Origin of the sequence: Halobaculum gomorrense (assembly GCF_900129775.1) — an archaeon.
GTDB lineage: Archaea > Halobacteriota > Halobacteria > Halobacteriales > Haloferacaceae > Halobaculum > Halobaculum gomorrense.
In genome coordinates this window covers 75258-93227 of the sequence record NZ_FQWV01000008.1, presented here as the reverse complement: position 1 = coordinate 93227, position 17970 = coordinate 75258, and the positions used below count along the sequence as shown (strand labels likewise).

Sequence of the window (17970 nt, the reverse complement as noted above, 5' to 3'; positions counted from 1 at the left end):
GCCTAGTTGCTCTCGCTTGGGAGACTCTGCGCTTCGTCGAGCAGGCGGTCGAGCTCGTCGTTCTTGTACGACGTGAGCGCCCCGTCGCTCGCGAGGAGCGGCTGGATCGTCTGGACCGCGTCGAACGTCGCGTTCCCCCACCCGAGCAGGTACCAGTGGGGCTTGTCCTCTATCTTGCCCGTCGTCACCTGGCTGACGAGCGTCGAGAACTCGACCTGGCGCGCCCTCGCGGTGACGTTCGGGAGCTCGTCGACCTGGGCGGCGACCGCTTGAGCGATCTCGACGTCCTTCAGGTAGCGTCCGATCGGCGTAATCAGCTCGATCTCGGCGCCGGCGTAGCCGGACTCCTCGACCAGCTGCTCGGCGCGGTCGAGGTCGCGCGGGTACGGGTCGAGGTCGGGGTTGTACCCGAAGAAGCCTTCCAGCGTCGGCTGCCCGGTCGGGTCGCCGAACGTCTGGAGGACGTTCTGCACGATCGACTCGAGGTCGACGGCGTAGTTGACCGCCTGCCGGAACAGCGGGGAGACGAACGGTTCGACGTCGTACCGCATCGCGTTGAAGATGACGCGCGTGGACGGAACGGCGGAGACGGACGTGCCGTCGTTGTTGTTGACTCGCGAGACCTCCTGCGGGGGGACGTTGACGATGATGTCGGACTCGCCGGCGAGCAGTCGGTTCACGCGCGTCGACGACTCGCTCGCGGCGTTGATCGTGAACCCCGAGAGGGCCGCCGCCTCCTGCCAGTAGTTGTCGTTGCGGGTGAACTCGACGGCGACGCCCTGCTCGTAGTTCGCCAGCTTGAACGGGCCGGTCCCCTCCATGTTCTGGTTGATGTACGCGTTGTCGTGGCTCGTCACCCACGACTTGTTCATGATGTCGCAGTAGGTGGCGAACGACTGGAACACGATGGGGTTGAGCCCGGTGAGGTTCACGTTCACCGTCCGGTCGTCGGACGATGCCACTTCCGCGCCGGCGACGCCGACAAGCTGGTCGGACTGCGGCGAGGCGATGCCCACGGACTCCTTCACGATCCGGTTGATCGAGTAGGCCACGTCTTCGGGCGTCAGGGAGTCACCCGAGTGGAACGAGACGTTGTCGCGGACGGTGAACTGTACTGTCGTCTCGTCGAGGCGCCGGTAGTCGGTCGCCAGCACCTCGATGATCGCCCCCTGGCGGTCGCGCTCGAGCAGCCCCTCGTACGCTTGGAGGACGATGTTGTCCGTCGGCGTCTCGCGGTGGTCCTGCGGGTCGAGCCCCGAGTCCATTTGCGACTGCGTCATCACCGCGCTGTCGCCGGAGTCAGTCGCCGGCTCGATGGCGTACGCGTCGACGCGCTCGTCACGGCGCGGCTGCCAGTTGATGTCGTCGGAGACGCCGTACACGGAGTACTGGCGGTGGAGGAACACCCACGGCGCCTGGTCGTGGCAGTGGCGGTTGGCCCGCTGGAGGTACCCGTCGCGCGTCGAGGGCTCCGGCCGCTCGATCGTCTGCTGGGGCTCAGTCGTCTGCATCGAATCCCCGCTCGTATCCGTCGGTTCCTCGGTCGGCGACGACTCGCCGCCGGTACCCGAACAGCCGGCGAGAGCGACCGCCGCAGTCGCCGAACCCGCTGCCTGGAGGAACCGCCGTCTACTCGTGTCTTTCTCAGCCATGCCCGGAAGGATGTGAGACGACCTCTTATATGCTGGGGTACGGTATCACATACCCGCAGATTCCCCACACCGAACGCGGTCGGCGTCCCGGATTCGTGGCCCGTCATCGGTCCGGCGGCGTGCCACTCGTCAGCCGGATCCGCGTTCCACCAGACCGGGGGATGTAACGGGGTTACAGCAGTTTTGAGAGGAACTGCTGTCCGCGGTCGGTCGTCGGCTGGTCGAAGAACTGCTCGGGGGGCGTCCGCTCGACGAGCTCGCCGTCGGCCATCAGCGTGATCGTGTCGGCAACCTCGCGGGCGAAGCCCATCTCGTGGGTGACGACCATCATCGTCATCCCCTCGTCGGCGAGGTCGTGCATTACCTCCAGCACTTCCCCGACCAGTTCGGGGTCGAGCGCGCTGGTCACCTCGTCGAACAGCATGACTTCCGGATCCATCGCCAGTGCGCGGGCGATGGCGACCCGTTGCTGTTGTCCCCCCGACAGCTCGCTCGGGTACGAGTCGGTCTGATCGCCGAGCCCGACGCGCTCAAGGAGGGTACGGGCGCGCTCGCGCGCTTTTGATTCGGGGATGCCCTTCACTTCGATCGGCGCGAGCGAGACGTTCCCGAGGGCGGTCTTGTGCGGGAAGAGGTTGAACGATTGGAACACCATCCCGATGCGCTGGCGGAGTCGGTCGACATCCGCGTCCGGAGCGGTGATCGGTGTGCCGTCCAATCGGATCTCCCCCGACTGGATCTCCTCCAGCCGGTTCGTACACCGCAGGAGCGTCGACTTCCCAGAGCCGGAGGGGCCGATGACGACGGCGACCTCCCGTTCGTCGACCTCGAGGTCGATGTCCTTCAGCACGTGCGTCTCGCCGAAGTACTTGTTCACCCGTTCGAACTCCAGCAGGTGGGGCCGATCGCTCATCGCCGATCACCCGTCTCGACGACGCTGCCGGCGCGCTGAACGATCGACGACAGCGGCACCGTGATGAGCAGGTACAGCGCGCCCACGACGACCAGCGGCGTCCACGCATCGAACGTGTTGGAGTAGGTGTACTGCCACTGGCTGATGAGTTCGGGGAACGCGATGACCGTGAGTAGCGACGTGTCCTTCACCAGGATGATCATGTCGTTGCCGACGGCGGGGACGGCGTTGCGCCACGCCTGCGGGAGGATCACCTCCCGCATCGACTGCACGTAGCCCATCCCGAGCGTCCGTGCGGCCTCCATTTGCCCCTCCGGGATCGACTCGATCCCGCCGCGGACCGCCTCGCCCGTGTAGGCGGCGTGGTTCAGCGTGAGCCCGATGACGGCCGCCGGCCATCCGAAGTTCTGGATCGGGAAGTTACCCGTGCCGAACAGCGCCGGGATGCCGTAGTACACGGCGATGAGCTGGAACAACAACGGCGTCCCGCGGAAGAACTCCACGTACGCGCGGCTGATCCGGGCGGTGAACGGCGTCTTCGAGACGCGGCCGAGCCCGACGAAGATCCCTGCGATCACCGAGGTGATCGCCGAGACCACGACGACGCCGATGACGTTGAGAAACGCGGTGTAGTACCCCGACGGCGGCGTGAGGATCTGAACGAGCAGCGAGTAGTCGACGAACCCCTCGCCGAACGACTCGACGGGGATGTACGCGCCCAAAAAGAGGATCGCGAGGAACGCGAGCACGAGCAGCGTGAACGCTCCGGCGACGGCCATACTGAGCCGGCGAAGCGTCTCGTCGGAAGCGATCTGTGTCGATCCGGACGCCTCGGCGTCGTGGGACGAGTGGCTGGTACCCATGGAACTGGGTTCAGCCGGCGAAGTACTCCGAGTAGATGTCGTCGTACGTGCCGTTCTCCTTGATCGTCGCCAGCGCGTCGTTCACCTCGGAGACGAGCTCGTCCCCCTTGCGGAACGCGATCCCGTAGTCCTCGACGGTGAGGGTGAGGTACGGCGGTGCCTCACGGCCCTGTTCGGCAGCCGCGCCCTCGCCCTCGACGAACCGGAGGTCCTCGTCGTTCTTGCTGACGTACTCGGCGCTGACGGTGTTGTCGTTGATCACGGCGGCGACCTGGTTGTTCAACAGGGCGTTGAACGCCGACGCGATGGTGTCGTAGCGCTTGATCGTGAGGTCGCCGTTCAGCTCGGACTTGAGCTGCTCGGCGGCGCCCGCGCCGGTCGTCCCCTTCTGGACGCCGACGGTCTTCCCCGCGAGGTCCGCCTTCGAGGTGATGTCGGAGTTCTCGAGCGTCGCGATCGTCTGGTAAGCGGTGAAGTACGGATCCGAGAAGTCGACTTCCTGGGCGCGCTCTTCGGTGATCGTCATCGCGGACATGATCACCCGGAAGTTGCCGTTGTTCAGCGCCTGGATGATGCCGTCGAAGGAGGTGTCCTTGAACGAGTGTTCGTAGCCGAGTTCGTCGGTGAAGACGGCCTGCGCGATCGCCGGGTCGAACCCGGTGACCTCGCCGTTTTCCATCATCTCGAACGGCGGGTAGGGGATGTCAGATCCGATCGTGATCGTCTCGCTCCCGCCGCCGCCGCCGAGGCAACCGGTGACCGAAAGCGCCGCGCCGGCCGCGCCGGCGGACTTGAGGTAGGTGCGTCTGTCCATAGCGTGGGTGTCTACACCTGCGTTGCTATTAGTCATCTTCGGTGGGACCCGACTGTGAAAGAATTGCCTGCGCGGGCGAGGCCAGCCCGCCGCTCAGTCGTCGGTCGACCCGTAGGCCGACTCGGCGACATCGGACTCGACGCCGCGAAGCGTCCACGCGGCCCCCACCGTCAGCGCCACGGCGAGCGCGAACGCCAGCCAGTTGACGAATCTGACGCCCGTGGTGTAGAGAATGATGTCCCGACCGAGGACCATCCCGACGAACAGCAGCACCGCGGCCGCGCCGGTCGCCGCCCGCGGAACCAGTTCGCCCAGTGCGCCCAGCCACCGCGTCGCCGCCACAAGGGCAGCGAACGCAACGAGCGAGACAGCGAAGAAGGCCGCCTGCTCGACGGGCGCGTACGACGAGACCGGATCGATCCGGGAGAACACCCACGCGAGAAGCAATCCGACCGATCCGACGCCGACGGCGAGGCGACTTCGCCCGAGGGTGTCCCGCGAGAACTGCCCCTCGTACGCCAGCAGCGTCGTGTACGACAGCAGCGCAAATATGGAGAACCCCGTGAGGAAGTGCGCCGCGTGGACCGGGGCGGAGTAGCCGCCGGGGATCGCGCCGTTGAGCGTCACCGTGATCGCGCCGAAGACGGCCTGCAACGGCGTGAGCACCGTCGCCAGCGTCACCGCGTGTCGGGCCCGCCTCGACAGGCGGTCGCGGGCGAGCCACGCCCACACCGCACCGCCGAGGATGAAGAACCCGGTGATCATCGCCCACAGCCGGTGGAACCACTCGACGAACGAGGGGATCGACTGCGGCAGGACGCCGCCGTCGCACAGCGGCCACTGTTGGGCGCACGCCAGTCCAGAGCCGGTTGCCGCGGTATAGATCCCCAGCGAGATGAGCGTCAGCGCCATCCCAGTGGTGAACGCCGCGTACCGACGGAACGAGAGCCATTCGGGTCCGCGTGGCATTGACCGAGGATCGGGGTTGCGGCTACTTAGAAAACGCGGTCGGCGCGCCGAGACCAGCCGTCGGCCGGCTCAGATCAGGCCGTCGAGATCGTCGTTTTGGAACAGCTTCTCCTCGTCGTCGCGCTTCGCCTCCTGTCGCTGTGCCTCCTCGCGCGCCGCTTTGGCCTGCTCCATGAACTCCTTCAGGCGCGCGGACCGCTCGACGCCGCCGAGCAGCACCAGCGAAGCGAGCCGTTCGGACTCCAGCGGGAAGTCGCCGCCGCGGACCTGCATCGAGCCGGTCTCCTCTTCGAGCCACTTGCGGGCGCGCTCGACGCCCTTGCGCGAGATGCGGTCGGGCTTCCCGGCGACGACGAGCAGCGCGGCGTCAGCAGTCGACGCGTTCGGGAGGCTCGTGCCCGTGAACAGCGCGTTCCGCGTGATGCTCGTGACCACGTTGACGTTCGTGTCCGGGTCGTCGTCGGCCTCGGCGCTCGCGTAGCCGAGCGCGGCGATGCCGCCCGAGCGGAGCGTGTTGATCACCTCGCTGCTGTCGACGACGGACTCACCGACGCCCTCGACGTTCTCGCCGGAGGCGAACAGCAGCCCGACCCGACGGGCGATGGACTTGTTGATGCTCTCGAATCCCTCCTCGAGGCTCTCGCCCGAGGAGTGCCACGCGTCGTTGTCGATGAGGATCGTCGCGTCGGCCTCCCGCGCGAGCGTCTTCAGCGACCGGCCGGCGTTCACCTGGTACATCGCGCCCTCCCCCCGACCGGGGAGGATCCCGATCGCATACACCGGGACATCGTACACCTGCTTCAGTTCCTTCGCGAGCACGGGGGCGCCGCCGGAGCCGGTGCCGCCGCCCAGCCCCGCGACGACGACGATCGCCTCCGCCTCGGCCGTGATCCTTCCGTCCAGCGCGGCCATCACCTCGCCGGCGTCCGACTGCATCACCTCCGCGCCGAGTTCGTTGTCGCCGCCGACCCCGTGGCCTTTCACCCGGTCTTGGCCCACGAGGACCGTGTCGATCGGAAGCGACTGGAGGTCCGCAGTCGCGCTGTTGACCGCGAGCGCACCCCGGACCGAATTGAACCCCATGTCGTGGTCGAACTCGACCAGCGAGGAGGTGACCTTACCGCCAGCCTGGCCGACGCCGATGAGGACCGTCTTCATACGCGAGTACGTCGCACAGCCCGGCGCTTGAATCTTCCCACGGTCCGCCCGACGGTCGGAACCGTCGCCTCAACGCCACTCGCGGCGACCGCCGGAGATCGTCGCCCGATCGTCGCGGCCGACGCCCGAGATTCAAATACGAAGACGCGACCACCGATCGCATGTCTCACGACCGCCCCGACGGACGAGACGCGCCGCCCGGCGACGGAACCGCTCGGATGACGACTGTCGACGACCTCAGACGCAGGCTCGACGCCGTCGAGCGGGCGGTTTCGGACGAGGGGACCGCGGACCAGACGGCCCTCGCGGACACCGCGGAGGAGGCCACGGAGGCGATCGCAGAGCGTCGGCGCGTGTCGGCGCGCTTGGACGACCTCGACGAGCGCGTCGCCGAACTCGAGTCGGCGACGCAGGCGATCCGCGGGTACGTCGGGTCGATACGCTCGGTGAACGAGCGCGTCGAGCGGCGCGCGGACCGAGCGCTGGCGGCGGTCGAGCGACGACGGGGGGCGCCACCGGCCTCCCCCGACGACGCTGCGGCCGGCGCGAACGTACCCTCAGCCGCCGCGGTCGAGCGCGCGCGCGACGACCCGCCGGTCTTGGAGTTCGATGCGTCACGGGACGCGGACGCGTGCGGAGACGCGGAGGAAGCCGCCGGCGCGGAAGCCGACGACGACGGCGGCTCGGGCGCGCCGCTCGTCGCGCGGTTGCGAGACGCGCTGTGATCCGCGTCGTCGTCGCGGTCGCGGTCGCGTCGGCGCTGTTCGCCGCGTCGCTGCCGGCCGTCGAGACCGCGCGGGTCGAGCGGACGGCCGCGGCCCTCGATCGGGTCCCGGATCGGATCGACCGCGCGGCCCTGGCGACGCTCGCGTCCGAGCCCGGCGAGACCGCAGCGGCGGACGACCGCCCGACCGCCCGCCGCATCGTCTCGATGGCGGTGCCTCGGCGTTCGCTGGCCGCCGCACGCGTTCGGTTCCTCGCGTTGTGTCCGGGCGACGGCGCAACCGGTGCGGTGTTCGTTCGGGCCATCGGGGACGCAGCCCCCGAGCGGACGCCGCTCGCCGCACCGTACGACCTGCCGGCCGCCGGGATCGAGTTCTCCGGTCGCGGGACCGTCCGCCTGGCGCTGGTCCCCGTTGCCCCGAGTCGGGGGGCGTCCAGCGAGGAGAGTCACCTGAAGCGACGGATCCGGGTCCGATCGGTCGGTGCCTCCACAGCGCACGCAGGTTCAAGTACCGAAACGGGACCACGGTCCCCATGCGATTCATCGACGAACTCCGCGACCGCGTCGGCGACGGAGCGGTCGACCGGAGCGGAGACGGGACCGACGCCGGAGGCAAGGGCGGGGACGACGGATGTCGGTGTGCCACTGCGTTCGAGTCCCGGTCCGATCGGGGGTCGGTGAGCGGGTCGGCGACACTGCACGTCGATGCGGGGGCGTGCTCCGGGGGCGATCTCGCCGCGCACCCGGCGTGCAGAGCGACGGTGATCGGCGCGCTCGCCGATCGGGACGCCGCCTTCGTTCGGGTTCGATCGGGCGGCGTCGACCGAATCTACGAGGAAGAGTCGCTCGCGTTGCTGCTCGCGGCGGGACGGTTTGTCGACGCGGTCGCGATTCACGACCCCGACCTGGCGGCGCGCGCTCGCCGCGCGCCGGTCTCGATCGCCCGCGAGGCGCTCGGCCGTGCGGGTCCGGTCGCGAGGCTCGTCGCCGAGTGCGGGCTCGCGGCGTGCGCCGAGGAGGTCGACGCCCGCGGCGAACCGGGCGCCGCGCTCGCGGCGAGCGTCGCGCCGGCGGTGTCGCTCGGACGCACTCGGCCCACGCCACCGCCGGACTCGACGCTCCGAGCGAAGCGGGACCTCGATACCGGCGGTCGCGCCCTCGTCTACGATCGCCCCGACAGGCTCCCGCGGTACCAACTCGTCCCCGCGGAGCGGGCGTTCTCGGCGGCCGCGCTCTCGGTCCTGACGGACGCCGCAGCCACCCTCGCCGCCGGGCGAGTCTCTCACGGGCCGCGCGGTCCCGCTCGGGCCGTTCGGCGGGTCGCCGCCGATACACCCACCGGCGAACCGCTCCCGATAGCGGCGCTCGGCGCGTCCCTTCGGCGTCATACCCGCGGCGTCGGCGTGTTGGACGAGCTGTTCGCCGACGAGCGCGTGACCGACGCGTTCCTGTCGGCGCCCGCGACCGAGCGGCCAGTCCGAGTCGTCGTCGACGGCGAGCCGATGACGAGCAACGTCCGGCTGTCGCCCGCCGATGTCGACGCGCTGACGAGCCGACTCCGGGCCGAGAGCGGTCGGGGATTCTCCCGGGCGTCGCCCGCGGCCGACGCCTCGCTGGACGGCGTGCGGGTGGCCGCGGTCACCGATCCCGCGACCGACGGACAGGGATTCGCGTTCCGTCGGCGGGCCGACGACCCGTGGACGCTCCCGCGGCTCGTCGCGGTCGGCTCGCTCTCGCCGTGGGCGGCCGGACTGCTCTCGGTCGCCGTCGAACGGGGGGCTGCGATCCTGATCGCCGGACCGCGCGGCGCGGGCAAGACATCGATGTTGGCCGCGCTGTGTTTCGAACTCGCGGCCGAGACGCGGAGCGTGGTGATCGAGGACACGCCCGAGCTCCCCGTGGCGGCGCTTCGCGAAGCCGAACGCGACGTGCAACCGCTCCGCGCCGAGGCGGGCACCGACGCCGCGTTTTCGCCGACGGACGCCGTTCGGACCGCGCTGCGACTCGGGGAGGGCGCGCTCGTCGTCGGGGAGGTTCGCGGCCCGGAGGCGCAGGCGCTGTACGAGGCGATGCGGGTCGGCGCCGCTGCCGACGCCGTCTTGGGCACTATCCACGGAACCGGCGGGGCGGCGGTTCGCGAACGGGTCGTCTCCGATCTCGGCGTTCCGGCCTCGTCGTTCGCGACGACCGACCTGGTGGTCACGCTCGGCCCCGACCGGGCGCTGGCGTCGATCGAGGAGGTGCGGGGACCGACTCGCGAGGACCTCGCGGCGCTCGCCGAACGCGACGGGGAGACGGCGATCTCGACCGGCGTGATCGACCGCGGGCAGAGTCGCGCCCTCGCGGCGCTTGCCCGTCCGGGCGAGAGGTACGGCGACGTTCGCGACGCGCTCCGGACTCGCGGGGCAACGATCCGGACGCTCGCGGACGCCGGCAGGACCGGGACCAGCGGGGTCGACGCGGCTGGCGACCGATGACGGCGGCGACGCGGTCGGCGGACCAACCGAGATCGTGGGTTCGCCGGCTCACCGCTGGCGCCGAGCGGGCGATCGCGACGGCCGCTCGCGCGTGGCCCGACCGAGCGACCGCGCGGATGGTCCCGTGCAGGGAGGGAGACGGACGATGCGACTTCGACCACGGGGACGGGGACGGACGTTGCGACCTCGACCGGGCGTGCGCGGTCATCGGGCTGGCCGTCGATGCAGACCAGGTCACGGCCGCGGCGGGGACCGCGGGCGTGATCGCGGGGACGGGTGCGCTCGTCGCCGCACTCACGGCTGCGTTCCTCGCCGGGTCGGGGCTCCCCCCACAGGGGGTGGTCGCCGTCGGCTGCCTCTCGATCGCCGTCGGAGGGGTCGTCGCCGTGTCGGTCCACCGTGCGCCGGTGATCGCGGCGGCCGTCGTTCGGACGCGTGCGATCGCCGACGCGACGACCGTCGTGAGCGCGCTGTCGCTGTCGCTGCGCCTCAACCCCATACCGGAGCGTGCAGTGCGGTTCGCGGCGAACGGCGGGGACGGGCCGCTCCAGCGGAGCCTCCGGGAGCACGGCGAGCGCGCCGCTGTCGTCGGCTCCGCCGATGCCGGCCTCTCCTCGTTCGCCGCGGAGTGGCGCGAGTGGTTCCCGGCGCTCGACCGGTCAGTGGCCCTGCTGCTCGCGGCCGCGGCCGCGGACCCCTCAGACGACGGTCCGAAGCTGTTGATCCGCGCCGTCGCGACCGTCGAGGAGGGGCTACGGGATCGGAGCGCATCGTTCGCCGGCGACCTCCGGGCCCCGGTTACGGGTCTGTACGCGTTCGGCGTCCTGCTCCCACTCGCGCTGGTCGGAACGCTCCCGGCCGCGGTCGCCGCCGGCGTGCCGCTCTCTCCGACGGCGTTCGCCGCGGTGTACGACCTGCTGTTACCCGCGGGACTCGCGGTCGCCGCCGGCCGGCTCCTGCTTCGCCGGCCGGTCGCGCTGCCGGCGCCGCGGATCGACGCGTCGCATCCGGCCGTCCCCGATCGGCGGGCGGCGACACTCCTCGGGGGCGTCGCGGGCGCCGCGCTGTCGTGGGTCGTCGCCCCTCTGATCGTTGACGACTGGGCGAGTCCGGTGCTGGCTATCGGGACCGGCGTCGGAACGGCGCTCGTCGTGTACCTCCACCCGCGGCGAGAGGCGCGGCGAGCGATCGCCGAGCGAGATCGCGGACTGAGCGACGCGCTCGCCCTGCTCGGTCGACGGGTCGCCGACGGGGAGGCCGTTGAGCGCGCCCTGCTCGCCGTCGCGTCCTCGCTCGACGGGCCGACAGGCGACGCGCTCGCGGCGGCGGCCAGACGGCGATCGGCGCTCGGGATCACGGTCGAGACGGCGCTCGCGGGCGAGGGCGCCCCGTTCGGTCCCGCTCGCGGCGCCGGCGGCCGGGCGGCCGACGCGGTGACGGCGATTGTCGCCGCGGGGGCGGCGGGTCGTCCGGCGGGCGACGCGCTCGTCGCGCACGCGGACCGCCTCGCCGCGCTCGCCGACGCCGAGCGCGCCGCACGGCGCGAGCTGGCGACGGTGACGAGCACCCTCCGCGACACGGCGGCGCTGTTCGGGCCGCTCGTCGGCGGAGCGACCGTCGCGTTGGCTGGGCGGCTCGACGGCCTCGCTGGGATCGGAGCGGGCGTCGGCGCGAGCGCAGGGGGGACTGCCGCGGCCGGCACCGCCGTCTCAGTCTCGCTGGTCGGTCCGGTCGTCGGCGTGTACGTGCTGACGCTCGCGGCCACGCTGACCGCGCTCGCGACCGGGCTGGAGCGCGGGCTCGACACGACGATCGTGGGGTACCGCGTCGGCCTCGCACTCGTCACCGCGTGCGCCGCATTCGTCGCCGGCCACGCGGCTGTCGCGATGATCGTGGGGTGACGATCCCGCCGCGGGCGGGGTGACGATCCCGCCACGGCGAGCGTTCAAATACGAGAACGGGACCATCCCGGTACATGCTTGATGCACCACTCGATGTCTGGTACGCCTGGCTCGGCCTCGCCGTCGCCGGCGCGGTCACGCTGGGTGCGGTCTCCGGCCTTCCGACCGCGCCGCCCCCGGACGCCGTCTCCGCGGCCGCGACCGTCGACGCGGTCGCCGCGGCCGACGCGCCCGCTGCCGCGCGCTACCGGATCGCCGCCGACCGGGTCCGAGTGACGACTCGGGGCGTCTCCCTGCGCTCGGACGGCGGATCCGCGTTCGCCGCCTTCGGATCGGGTGCCGTCGTCCCGGTCGACCCCGACGGGCGACTCTCGGGGATCGCTCTCGGTGACTCCCCCAGTCGCGCGTTCGATGCACCGGAGGAGTTCGCCGTCGCAGTCGCGGCCGCGCGCGCAGAAAGCGACGGCGACGGCGGTAGCGACACGCTCGCCGCCGCCAGCCAGACTGACTGGACCGCCGGTCGGACGCTGTACGCCCGGCACGTCTCGTGGGGGGAGACGGATGTCACGCTCGTCCTCGTCGCGTGACCGGGCGTTCGCCGAGCCGACCGTCGCGCTGGCGGCGGTGCTCGCGCTCTCGCTCGGCGTCGCCGCCTACGCGATCGTTCTCGACGGCGTCGGCGGATCGAGGTCGACGCCCAGCGCGCGTCCGGCGCTCGAACGCGTGCACGAGGCCGTCACTGTCGGCGGCGTCGCGGATCCGGGGCGACTCGGCGGGGGCGCCGCGACGGCGGGGACCAACCGGCGGATGAACGTCACGCTCGCCGTCGCCGGCCGTCGCTGGAGCGCCGGCGACGCGACGCCCGAGTCGGTGGCCGACGGCGACGGCCGCGCGACGGCGACCAGGCGAGTCGGCGTCGCGCTCGCGCCCGGCCGGATCCGTCCGGGTCGCCTCCGCGTCACGGTGTGGCGATGACGGGATCGCTGCTCGACGTGTGCCTCGCGCTCCTGCTCGTCAGCGCGGCCGCCGGAACGCTCGCCGCTACCGACGACGCGGCGAAGACGGCCCCACATGCGGCCGAGTCCCGGGCGAGCGAGACGGCGGCGACACTCGCGACGACGACGGCATCGGTGGAGTACACGATCGTCGCAGCCGAGGGGACGACCGGACCCGACGACGCTGCCGCGTCGCCCGAGGCCGACCGAATCGCTCACGGGACGCTGGGGGAGCACCTCGCGCGGGCCGTGACCCGGTCGGCAACGATCGACGACACGGCTCTCTCCCCCGCAGTCGGGGACTACCGTCGGGGCGTCCGTCGAGCCGTCGCCGATGCCGTCGGATCGCGAACGGCGATCCGCGCGGTCTGGCGCCCGCTCCCGTGCGCGGGGCTCGGCGCGACGGTACGGGTCGGGCCGCGGCCGCCGCCGACCGTGACCGTCCGCGCGGCCCGGTTCTCGGTCCCGGTGGGGGCGTCGTCCGTCCCGGCCGCGAGTGAGAGCGACACCGAAGACGGCGCCACCACCGCCGCCTCGCGGGCCGTCGCCGTGCTGTTTCCCCCCGACAGGATCGCCGCGGCCGCCCGCGGCGACCCGATCGCGTCGGCGGCCGTAACCGACCGGTACCGTCGGGCAGGACGGGCGACGGGCGTCGACGCGATCGCCCGGTTGAAGCGCGGCGGTCCGCGCTCGGCGAACCGGGCACTCGCCGCCGCCCTCGCCGCTGACGCCGAGGCCGGCGCGGCCGCCGAGAGCCCTGCGGGCGAACGCGACGCCTGCGGGTCCGGCGATCCGACCCGGGTGACCATCGTCGTCAGGACGTGGTCGCCGTGAGCGCTCTCACCGGCACGGGGCCGAGTGCTGGCGCCGAGTCTCCGCGAAGTCGCTCGCTCGGCAGCGGGGGCGGTGACCGCGACCGCGGGCGCGTCCCGTTCGCCCTGGTCGCCGTCGTTCTCCTGCTCGGGAGCGTCGCGTACGCGAACTCGCTCGCGCTCGGCGGGCCGGTCGTCGTCGACACCGCGGTCGACGACGCACTCGACAGGATGGAGTCGGTCGGTAGACCCGCCGTCCGCGCGGCCGCGACGGGTGCCGCTCATGAGGCGGCGCTCGATCCTGTGACGACGCCGGCGAACACCACTGTTGGGCGTGCGCTCGACCCGAACCGGTCGTTCCGCGACGCCCTCCGACTGCGGATCTCGCTGGCGACGGCCGAGGCGCTCGCCGACGCGACCACCGACGCGGGCGGCGTGACGGCGACCGCGTCGCTTCCGGCGGTCGAGTCGATCGCGTCGCCCGCAGACGCGCGAGCGGCCGTCGAGCGCGTCTCGGTCGCGTCGCTGGCGAACGGGACCGCCTTGCGCGTCACCGTTCGGAACGTGACGCTGACCGCAATGCGCGGCGGCGAGACGGTCGCGACGCGCCGGGTGAACTATACCGTCTCCGTCGCGGTCCCCGTGCTCGCGATGCACGACCAGACCGCCGCGTACGAGGCCCGGCTGAATCGCTCGCCGGTCGATGGGCCGGGACTGGGTCGTGCGCTCACGTGGCGCCTGTGGTCGGTTGCCCAGGCTCGCGGCACGGCACAGTACCTCGGGGCCCCGATCTCGAACGTCCTCGCCGCGCGCCACGTCGAGCTGTCGACGAACGCCGCGGCGCTGCGCGCACAGCGTGCGGTGTACGGCCGCGGTGACCCCGCCGGCCGAGCGGCGCTGCTCACGGCGACCGCCCGCGTCGGCGCGCGCGACCTGCTCGCGCCGGCGATGGCGCGCGGCCCGGCGTGGACCGAGCGCGTCCTTGCTGATGCCCGTAATGTGATGCGACCTGTCGACCGGCCGGCGACGACGACCGGGACGACCACGACGACGCTCGACGGCGCGAGTCGAACCGGCGGTGACGGCGGCCGTTCGTTCCGCGTCGGCGTGAACGCGAGCGCGGACCGCGCGTTCGTCGCGTTCCTCGACCACCGGTCCGACGGCGGATTCGACGCCGCAGTTCGGGGCGCCTATCGTTCCCGGGCGACCCGCCGCGTCAGGGTCGTCGGCGTCACGCTGGCACAGCGCCCGCCGCGGTCGCCACCGGGGCCGAACTGGACGCTGCTGTCGGAGCGGCTCGACGAACGGGTCGTCGTGGTCGAGCACGAGTCGATCGGCGGTCCGACCGCCGATCGTCGCGACCGAGTCGCAGCCGACGAGCGTCGGACGGTCGCCGTCCGCAACCGGGTGACGCGGCGCTGGGTGGGGAACGGATCGATCCGGACGACGACGGCGAGGTGGACGGACCGCTACCGGGTCCGGATCACGCTCACGGTCGAGTACGACCCCTCGACCGGCCCCGACCGGCCGACGGCGCCCCGCTTCGTCCGCGGAGGCGCCGTCGACGGGCTGAACCTCGCGGACGTGCCGGCGGCCGCGCGGGCGGACCTGTTGCCGCCGGGGGCGACGGATCGGGCAGCGCGAGCCGCGGTCCGTCCTCGTGCCAGCGGGGTCAGGTTGGGGCACGAGACCGTCGATCGGACGACCGTCTACGGCGACCGCCCGCCCGAACTCGACGACTGGATCTACCGTGATCTGATCGGCGTCCGCGAACGAGTCCGGAACGTTTCCGTGCCGGTGGTGCGCTCGGCCGTGGCCGCCGGCGAGGCGAATGCGGCCGCGCGGTTGGCCGCGGTCGTCCGGGAACGGCGGGAGTCGATCGTCGACGCGCCGGCGACGTACGACGGCGCCGCAGACCGCGCGCGCGTCGCCGCCAGGGCCGCCTACGTCGACAGCGTGATCGCCGAACTCGACGCTCGCGCGGGCGGATCGGCAGCCCGCAACGACGCCTATCGGGATCGGATCGACGAGCTCCGCGCTGGGGCGGACGATCGGATCGACGACCTCGCGCGCATCGCGAGCGAGGCGACCGCACCCCGACCGGCCTCCGCTGGACGGTGGCGCGCCGGCGAGGTGGTGCTCACGCCCCACGGAGTGCCGGGGTACCTCCCGGTCACGGCCGTCGGGTCCCGCCGGATCGACTCGTTGGCGCCCGGTGAGACGGTCCGTCCGCTCGTCGCGCGCAACACGAACCTGTTCGCGGTCCCGACCGGGGACGCCGCGGACGCCGTCACCGACGCCACGCTGCCCGCTCGGCGAACCGCGTCGCTGGCGGCGGCCGGGCGCGCGCTCGTCGCCACGAACCGCACTGCAGTCGCGGCCGGCGCCGGCGGGGAGCCCTCGACGAGTCTCGCCTCCGCCCGTGCGACGCTGCGCCGCAGGGTCGCGGCCGAACTGCGCGTCGTCGATTCTCGCGTGTGCTCGGTACTCGAACGGCGGACTGACCTCTCCCGACGAGACCGCCTCGCCGTGCTCCGCACCGCGAGGCGCCGATGGCCCGCGGCGGGAGCGAGGACCGCAGCGGTCGTCGACGGATCGTATGCAGCCGCGATCGCGCGCGCAGCGGTCGGTGAGGGCGGGGCTGGATCCGCGATCGACCGCGACCGGCTCGCGGTCCGCCTCCGGGTCGAACTCGCGGCCGCGGTGACGGATTCGCGTGTCACCGTCCCCTCGGGCGTCAGGGCGGGGGTTGTCGACGAGACGCGGGCGGCGCGGCGCGCGGAGCTGCGGTCCGCGGTCCGGCGCGCTGGCGCGAACGCGACGGAGGCGCTCTACCGGCGCTACGGAGCGGGGAAGCTCGGTCCGGTGCTCGCCGGACTCCCGGTCGCGCCCGTCCCCGGCTACTGGTACGCGACGGTGAACGTCTGGGACGTGGAAGTCGCCGGCGCGTACCCCCAGTTCGAGGTCTCGGCGCCCGCCGGCGCCCCCGACGGCGCGGACGCGACGGTTCGCTACATTCGTGACGGCGCTCGAGTCACGCTCGATGTCGACAGCGATGGAACGGCAGAACTGCTCGGCCGGAGCGACCGCGTGGCGTTCCGGACGTGGACGGTCGTCGTTGTCGTCGTCCCGGCAGGCACGTCGGGCGTCGGCGATATCGACGGGAACGCCGACGAGCGATCCGCGGGCTGGCCGTGTCCGTCCGTCCCGGACGCGAGCGGGCGGGCAGTCGATGCGGGGGCGCCGACCTGTCTCTCGGGGGGCGGGGAGTGACAACGGTTTTGCCCCCGCGGCCGGGAGGAGGGGTATGCTCTACGACGCCCTCGCGGACCCGGAGGAGGCGACACCGAGGGACCTGCTCGAGGCGTACGCCGCGGAGTTGGCGACCGCGCTGGACGGCGCCGATCCCGCGACGGTGGCCGCCGAGACCGGCGTGGACGAGTCCGTCGTCGCCGCGATGGCCGACGGCGACGCCGACGCGGTCGCGACGGTTCGGCTCGGGGACGCCGCGGCCATCCTCGAACGGGCGGAGGGCGTCCCCGCCGAGGCCATCGCCTCCGAGGTGCGCGACCACGTGATGATGGAGATGGTGACCGCGATCCTGGACGTGGACACGATCGCCGCCGAGATCGACGCGGACCTGACCGGCCAGGAGGTACAGCAGGCGCTTGAGGGCCGCACCCGACTCACGCTCGGCGAGTTAGCCGACATGCAGGCGCTCGTGATCGAGCGGACGCCGTAACCACGAGCGAGGACCGAACGATGCACGTCACGATCGTCGGCTGCGGCTACGTCGGCCTCGAACTCGCCCGCCAGCTCGTCGCGGAGGGCCACGAGGTCGTCGGCGTCCGTCGGTCCCCGTCGGGGGTGGCCGCCGTCGAGGCCACCGGCGCGACCGCTGTCGCCGCCGACGCGACGGACCTCGGATCGCTCTCGGGGCTTCCCGACACGGACGCCGTCGTGTTCGCCGCCAGTTCGGGCGGCCGCGGCGCGGACGCGGCCCGCGAGGTGTACGTTGAGGGGCTACAGAACGTGATCCGCGAGTACGGCGGCCGCGAGTCGCCGCCGGCCAGGCTCGTCTACACGTCCAGCACCGGCGTCTACGGGGATCACGACGGCGACTGGGTCGACGAGGAGACGCCGTTGGATCCGACGACCGAGAAGACCCGCGTGCTCGCGGAAGCCGAGCGGGTCGCCCGCGAGGAGGCCGCGGCCGCCGGCATCGACGGCACCGCCGCCCGGTTCGCGGGGCTGTACGGTCCCGACCGCTACCGACTCGACCGGTACCTCGAGGGCCCGGTAACCGCGGGGTACCTGAACATGGTCCACCGCGACGACGCCGCGGGCGCGGTGCGGTTCCTGCTGGAGGGGGACCTCGCCCGCGACGAGGTCGTCCTCGTCGTCGACGACGAGCCCGCCGACAAGTGGACCTTCGCCGACTGGCTCGCCGACGAGTGCGGCGTCGACCGCCCGGAGAAACGCACGAAAGACGAACGGATCGCCGCGGGCGACCTCTCGACGGCCGCCGAGCGCCGGATCCGCACGAGCAAGCGCTGTTCGAACGCGCTGCTTCGGGAGCTCGGGTACGAGTTCAAATACCCCACGTATCGAAGCGGATACGAAGACGCCATCGAGTCGGATCGCGGCGAGTAAGCGTGTCGTACCTTCATATGTGGGGACCGAATAGCGCCG

At 72.1% G+C, this 17970-nt stretch carries 15 protein-coding genes and 1 pseudogene; 10 read left to right on the top strand and 6 right to left on the bottom strand.

All coding sequences use genetic code 11. The annotated features are described in order from the left end of the window. Positions 1-2 precede the first annotated feature (2 nt). The 6 genes from BUE16_RS13440 to BUE16_RS13415 all read right to left on the bottom strand — a co-directional run bounded on the left by BUE16_RS13440 (position 3) and on the right by BUE16_RS13415 (position 6369). Positions 3-1652 (bottom strand): ABC transporter substrate-binding protein, encoded by a 1650-nt coding sequence (locus tag BUE16_RS13440; protein ID WP_073310596.1) that lies wholly within the window; start codon positions 1650-1652, stop codon positions 3-5. Positions 1653-1824: 172 nt separating this feature from the next. Continuing rightward, the gene (locus BUE16_RS13435) at positions 1825-2565 is read right to left on the bottom strand and encodes an amino acid ABC transporter ATP-binding protein (RefSeq protein WP_073310594.1); all 741 of its coding nucleotides are present in this window, start codon (positions 2563-2565) and stop codon (positions 1825-1827) included. Continuing rightward, the gene (locus BUE16_RS13430) at positions 2562-3428 is read right to left on the bottom strand and encodes an amino acid ABC transporter permease (protein WP_073310592.1); all 867 of its coding nucleotides are present in this window, start codon (positions 3426-3428) and stop codon (positions 2562-2564) included. The genes BUE16_RS13435 and BUE16_RS13430 overlap by 4 nt, the downstream gene beginning before the upstream one ends. A gap of 10 nt (positions 3429-3438) precedes the next feature. Next, positions 3439-4242, bottom strand: a complete 804-nt coding sequence (locus BUE16_RS13425; RefSeq protein ID WP_073310590.1) for a basic amino acid ABC transporter substrate-binding protein — start codon at positions 4240-4242, stop codon at positions 3439-3441. A 93-nt stretch (positions 4243-4335) separates the two neighbouring features. Further along, entirely contained in the window at positions 4336-5211 is an 876-nt protein-coding gene (locus BUE16_RS13420; RefSeq protein WP_079991656.1) for a COX15/CtaA family protein, read from the bottom strand. 69 nt (positions 5212-5280) lie between these two features. Beyond that, entirely contained in the window at positions 5281-6369 is a 1089-nt protein-coding gene (locus tag BUE16_RS13415; protein ID WP_073310586.1) for a tubulin/FtsZ family protein, read from the bottom strand. A gap of 161 nt (positions 6370-6530) precedes the next feature. Here BUE16_RS13415 and BUE16_RS13410 point away from each other — a divergent pair, with 161 nt between their 5' ends. From BUE16_RS13410 to BUE16_RS13370, 10 genes and pseudogenes are all read left to right on the top strand, one after another. Beyond that, on the top strand, positions 6531-7094 hold the full coding sequence (locus BUE16_RS13410; RefSeq protein WP_073310584.1) for a DUF7310 family coiled-coil domain-containing protein: 564 nt from the start codon (positions 6531-6533) through the stop codon (positions 7092-7094). Further along, positions 7001-7510 (top strand): annotated as a pseudogene (locus BUE16_RS17580) (DUF7311 family protein); the annotation flags it as partial. The gene BUE16_RS13410 and the pseudogene BUE16_RS17580, both read left to right, overlap by 94 nt. 116 nt (positions 7511-7626) lie before the next feature. Continuing rightward, complete coding sequence (locus tag BUE16_RS13405; protein ID WP_073310582.1) at positions 7627-9570, top strand: ATPase, T2SS/T4P/T4SS family; 1944 nt, start codon at positions 7627-7629, stop codon at positions 9568-9570. Next, entirely contained in the window at positions 9567-11471 is a 1905-nt protein-coding gene (locus BUE16_RS13400; protein WP_200778445.1) for a type II secretion system protein, read from the top strand. The genes BUE16_RS13405 and BUE16_RS13400 overlap by 4 nt, the downstream gene beginning before the upstream one ends. A 74-nt stretch (positions 11472-11545) precedes the next feature. Beyond that, on the top strand, positions 11546-12058 hold the full coding sequence (locus BUE16_RS13395; protein WP_073310580.1) for a DUF7283 family protein: 513 nt from the start codon (positions 11546-11548) through the stop codon (positions 12056-12058). Further along, positions 12033-12446: a DUF7285 family protein gene (locus BUE16_RS13390; protein ID WP_073310578.1), complete on the top strand. Its 414-nt coding sequence runs from the start codon at positions 12033-12035 to the stop codon at positions 12444-12446. Before BUE16_RS13395 ends, BUE16_RS13390 begins: the two co-directional genes overlap by 26 nt. Further along, positions 12443-13300, top strand: a complete 858-nt coding sequence (locus BUE16_RS13385) for a DUF7284 family protein (RefSeq protein ID WP_143165445.1) — start codon at positions 12443-12445, stop codon at positions 13298-13300. Before BUE16_RS13390 ends, BUE16_RS13385 begins: the two co-directional genes overlap by 4 nt. Further along, a complete protein-coding gene (locus BUE16_RS13380; protein ID WP_143165444.1) occupies positions 13297-16551 on the top strand; it encodes a DUF7286 family protein in 3255 nt (1084 codons plus the stop codon). The genes BUE16_RS13385 and BUE16_RS13380 overlap by 4 nt, the downstream gene beginning before the upstream one ends. Before the next feature lie 34 nt (positions 16552-16585). Continuing rightward, complete coding sequence (locus BUE16_RS13375; protein ID WP_073310571.1) at positions 16586-17020, top strand: DUF5791 family protein; 435 nt, start codon at positions 16586-16588, stop codon at positions 17018-17020. A 20-nt stretch (positions 17021-17040) separates the two neighbouring features. Next, entirely contained in the window at positions 17041-17931 is an 891-nt protein-coding gene (locus BUE16_RS13370) for an NAD-dependent epimerase/dehydratase family protein (protein WP_073310569.1), read from the top strand. Positions 17932-17970 lie beyond the last annotated feature (39 nt).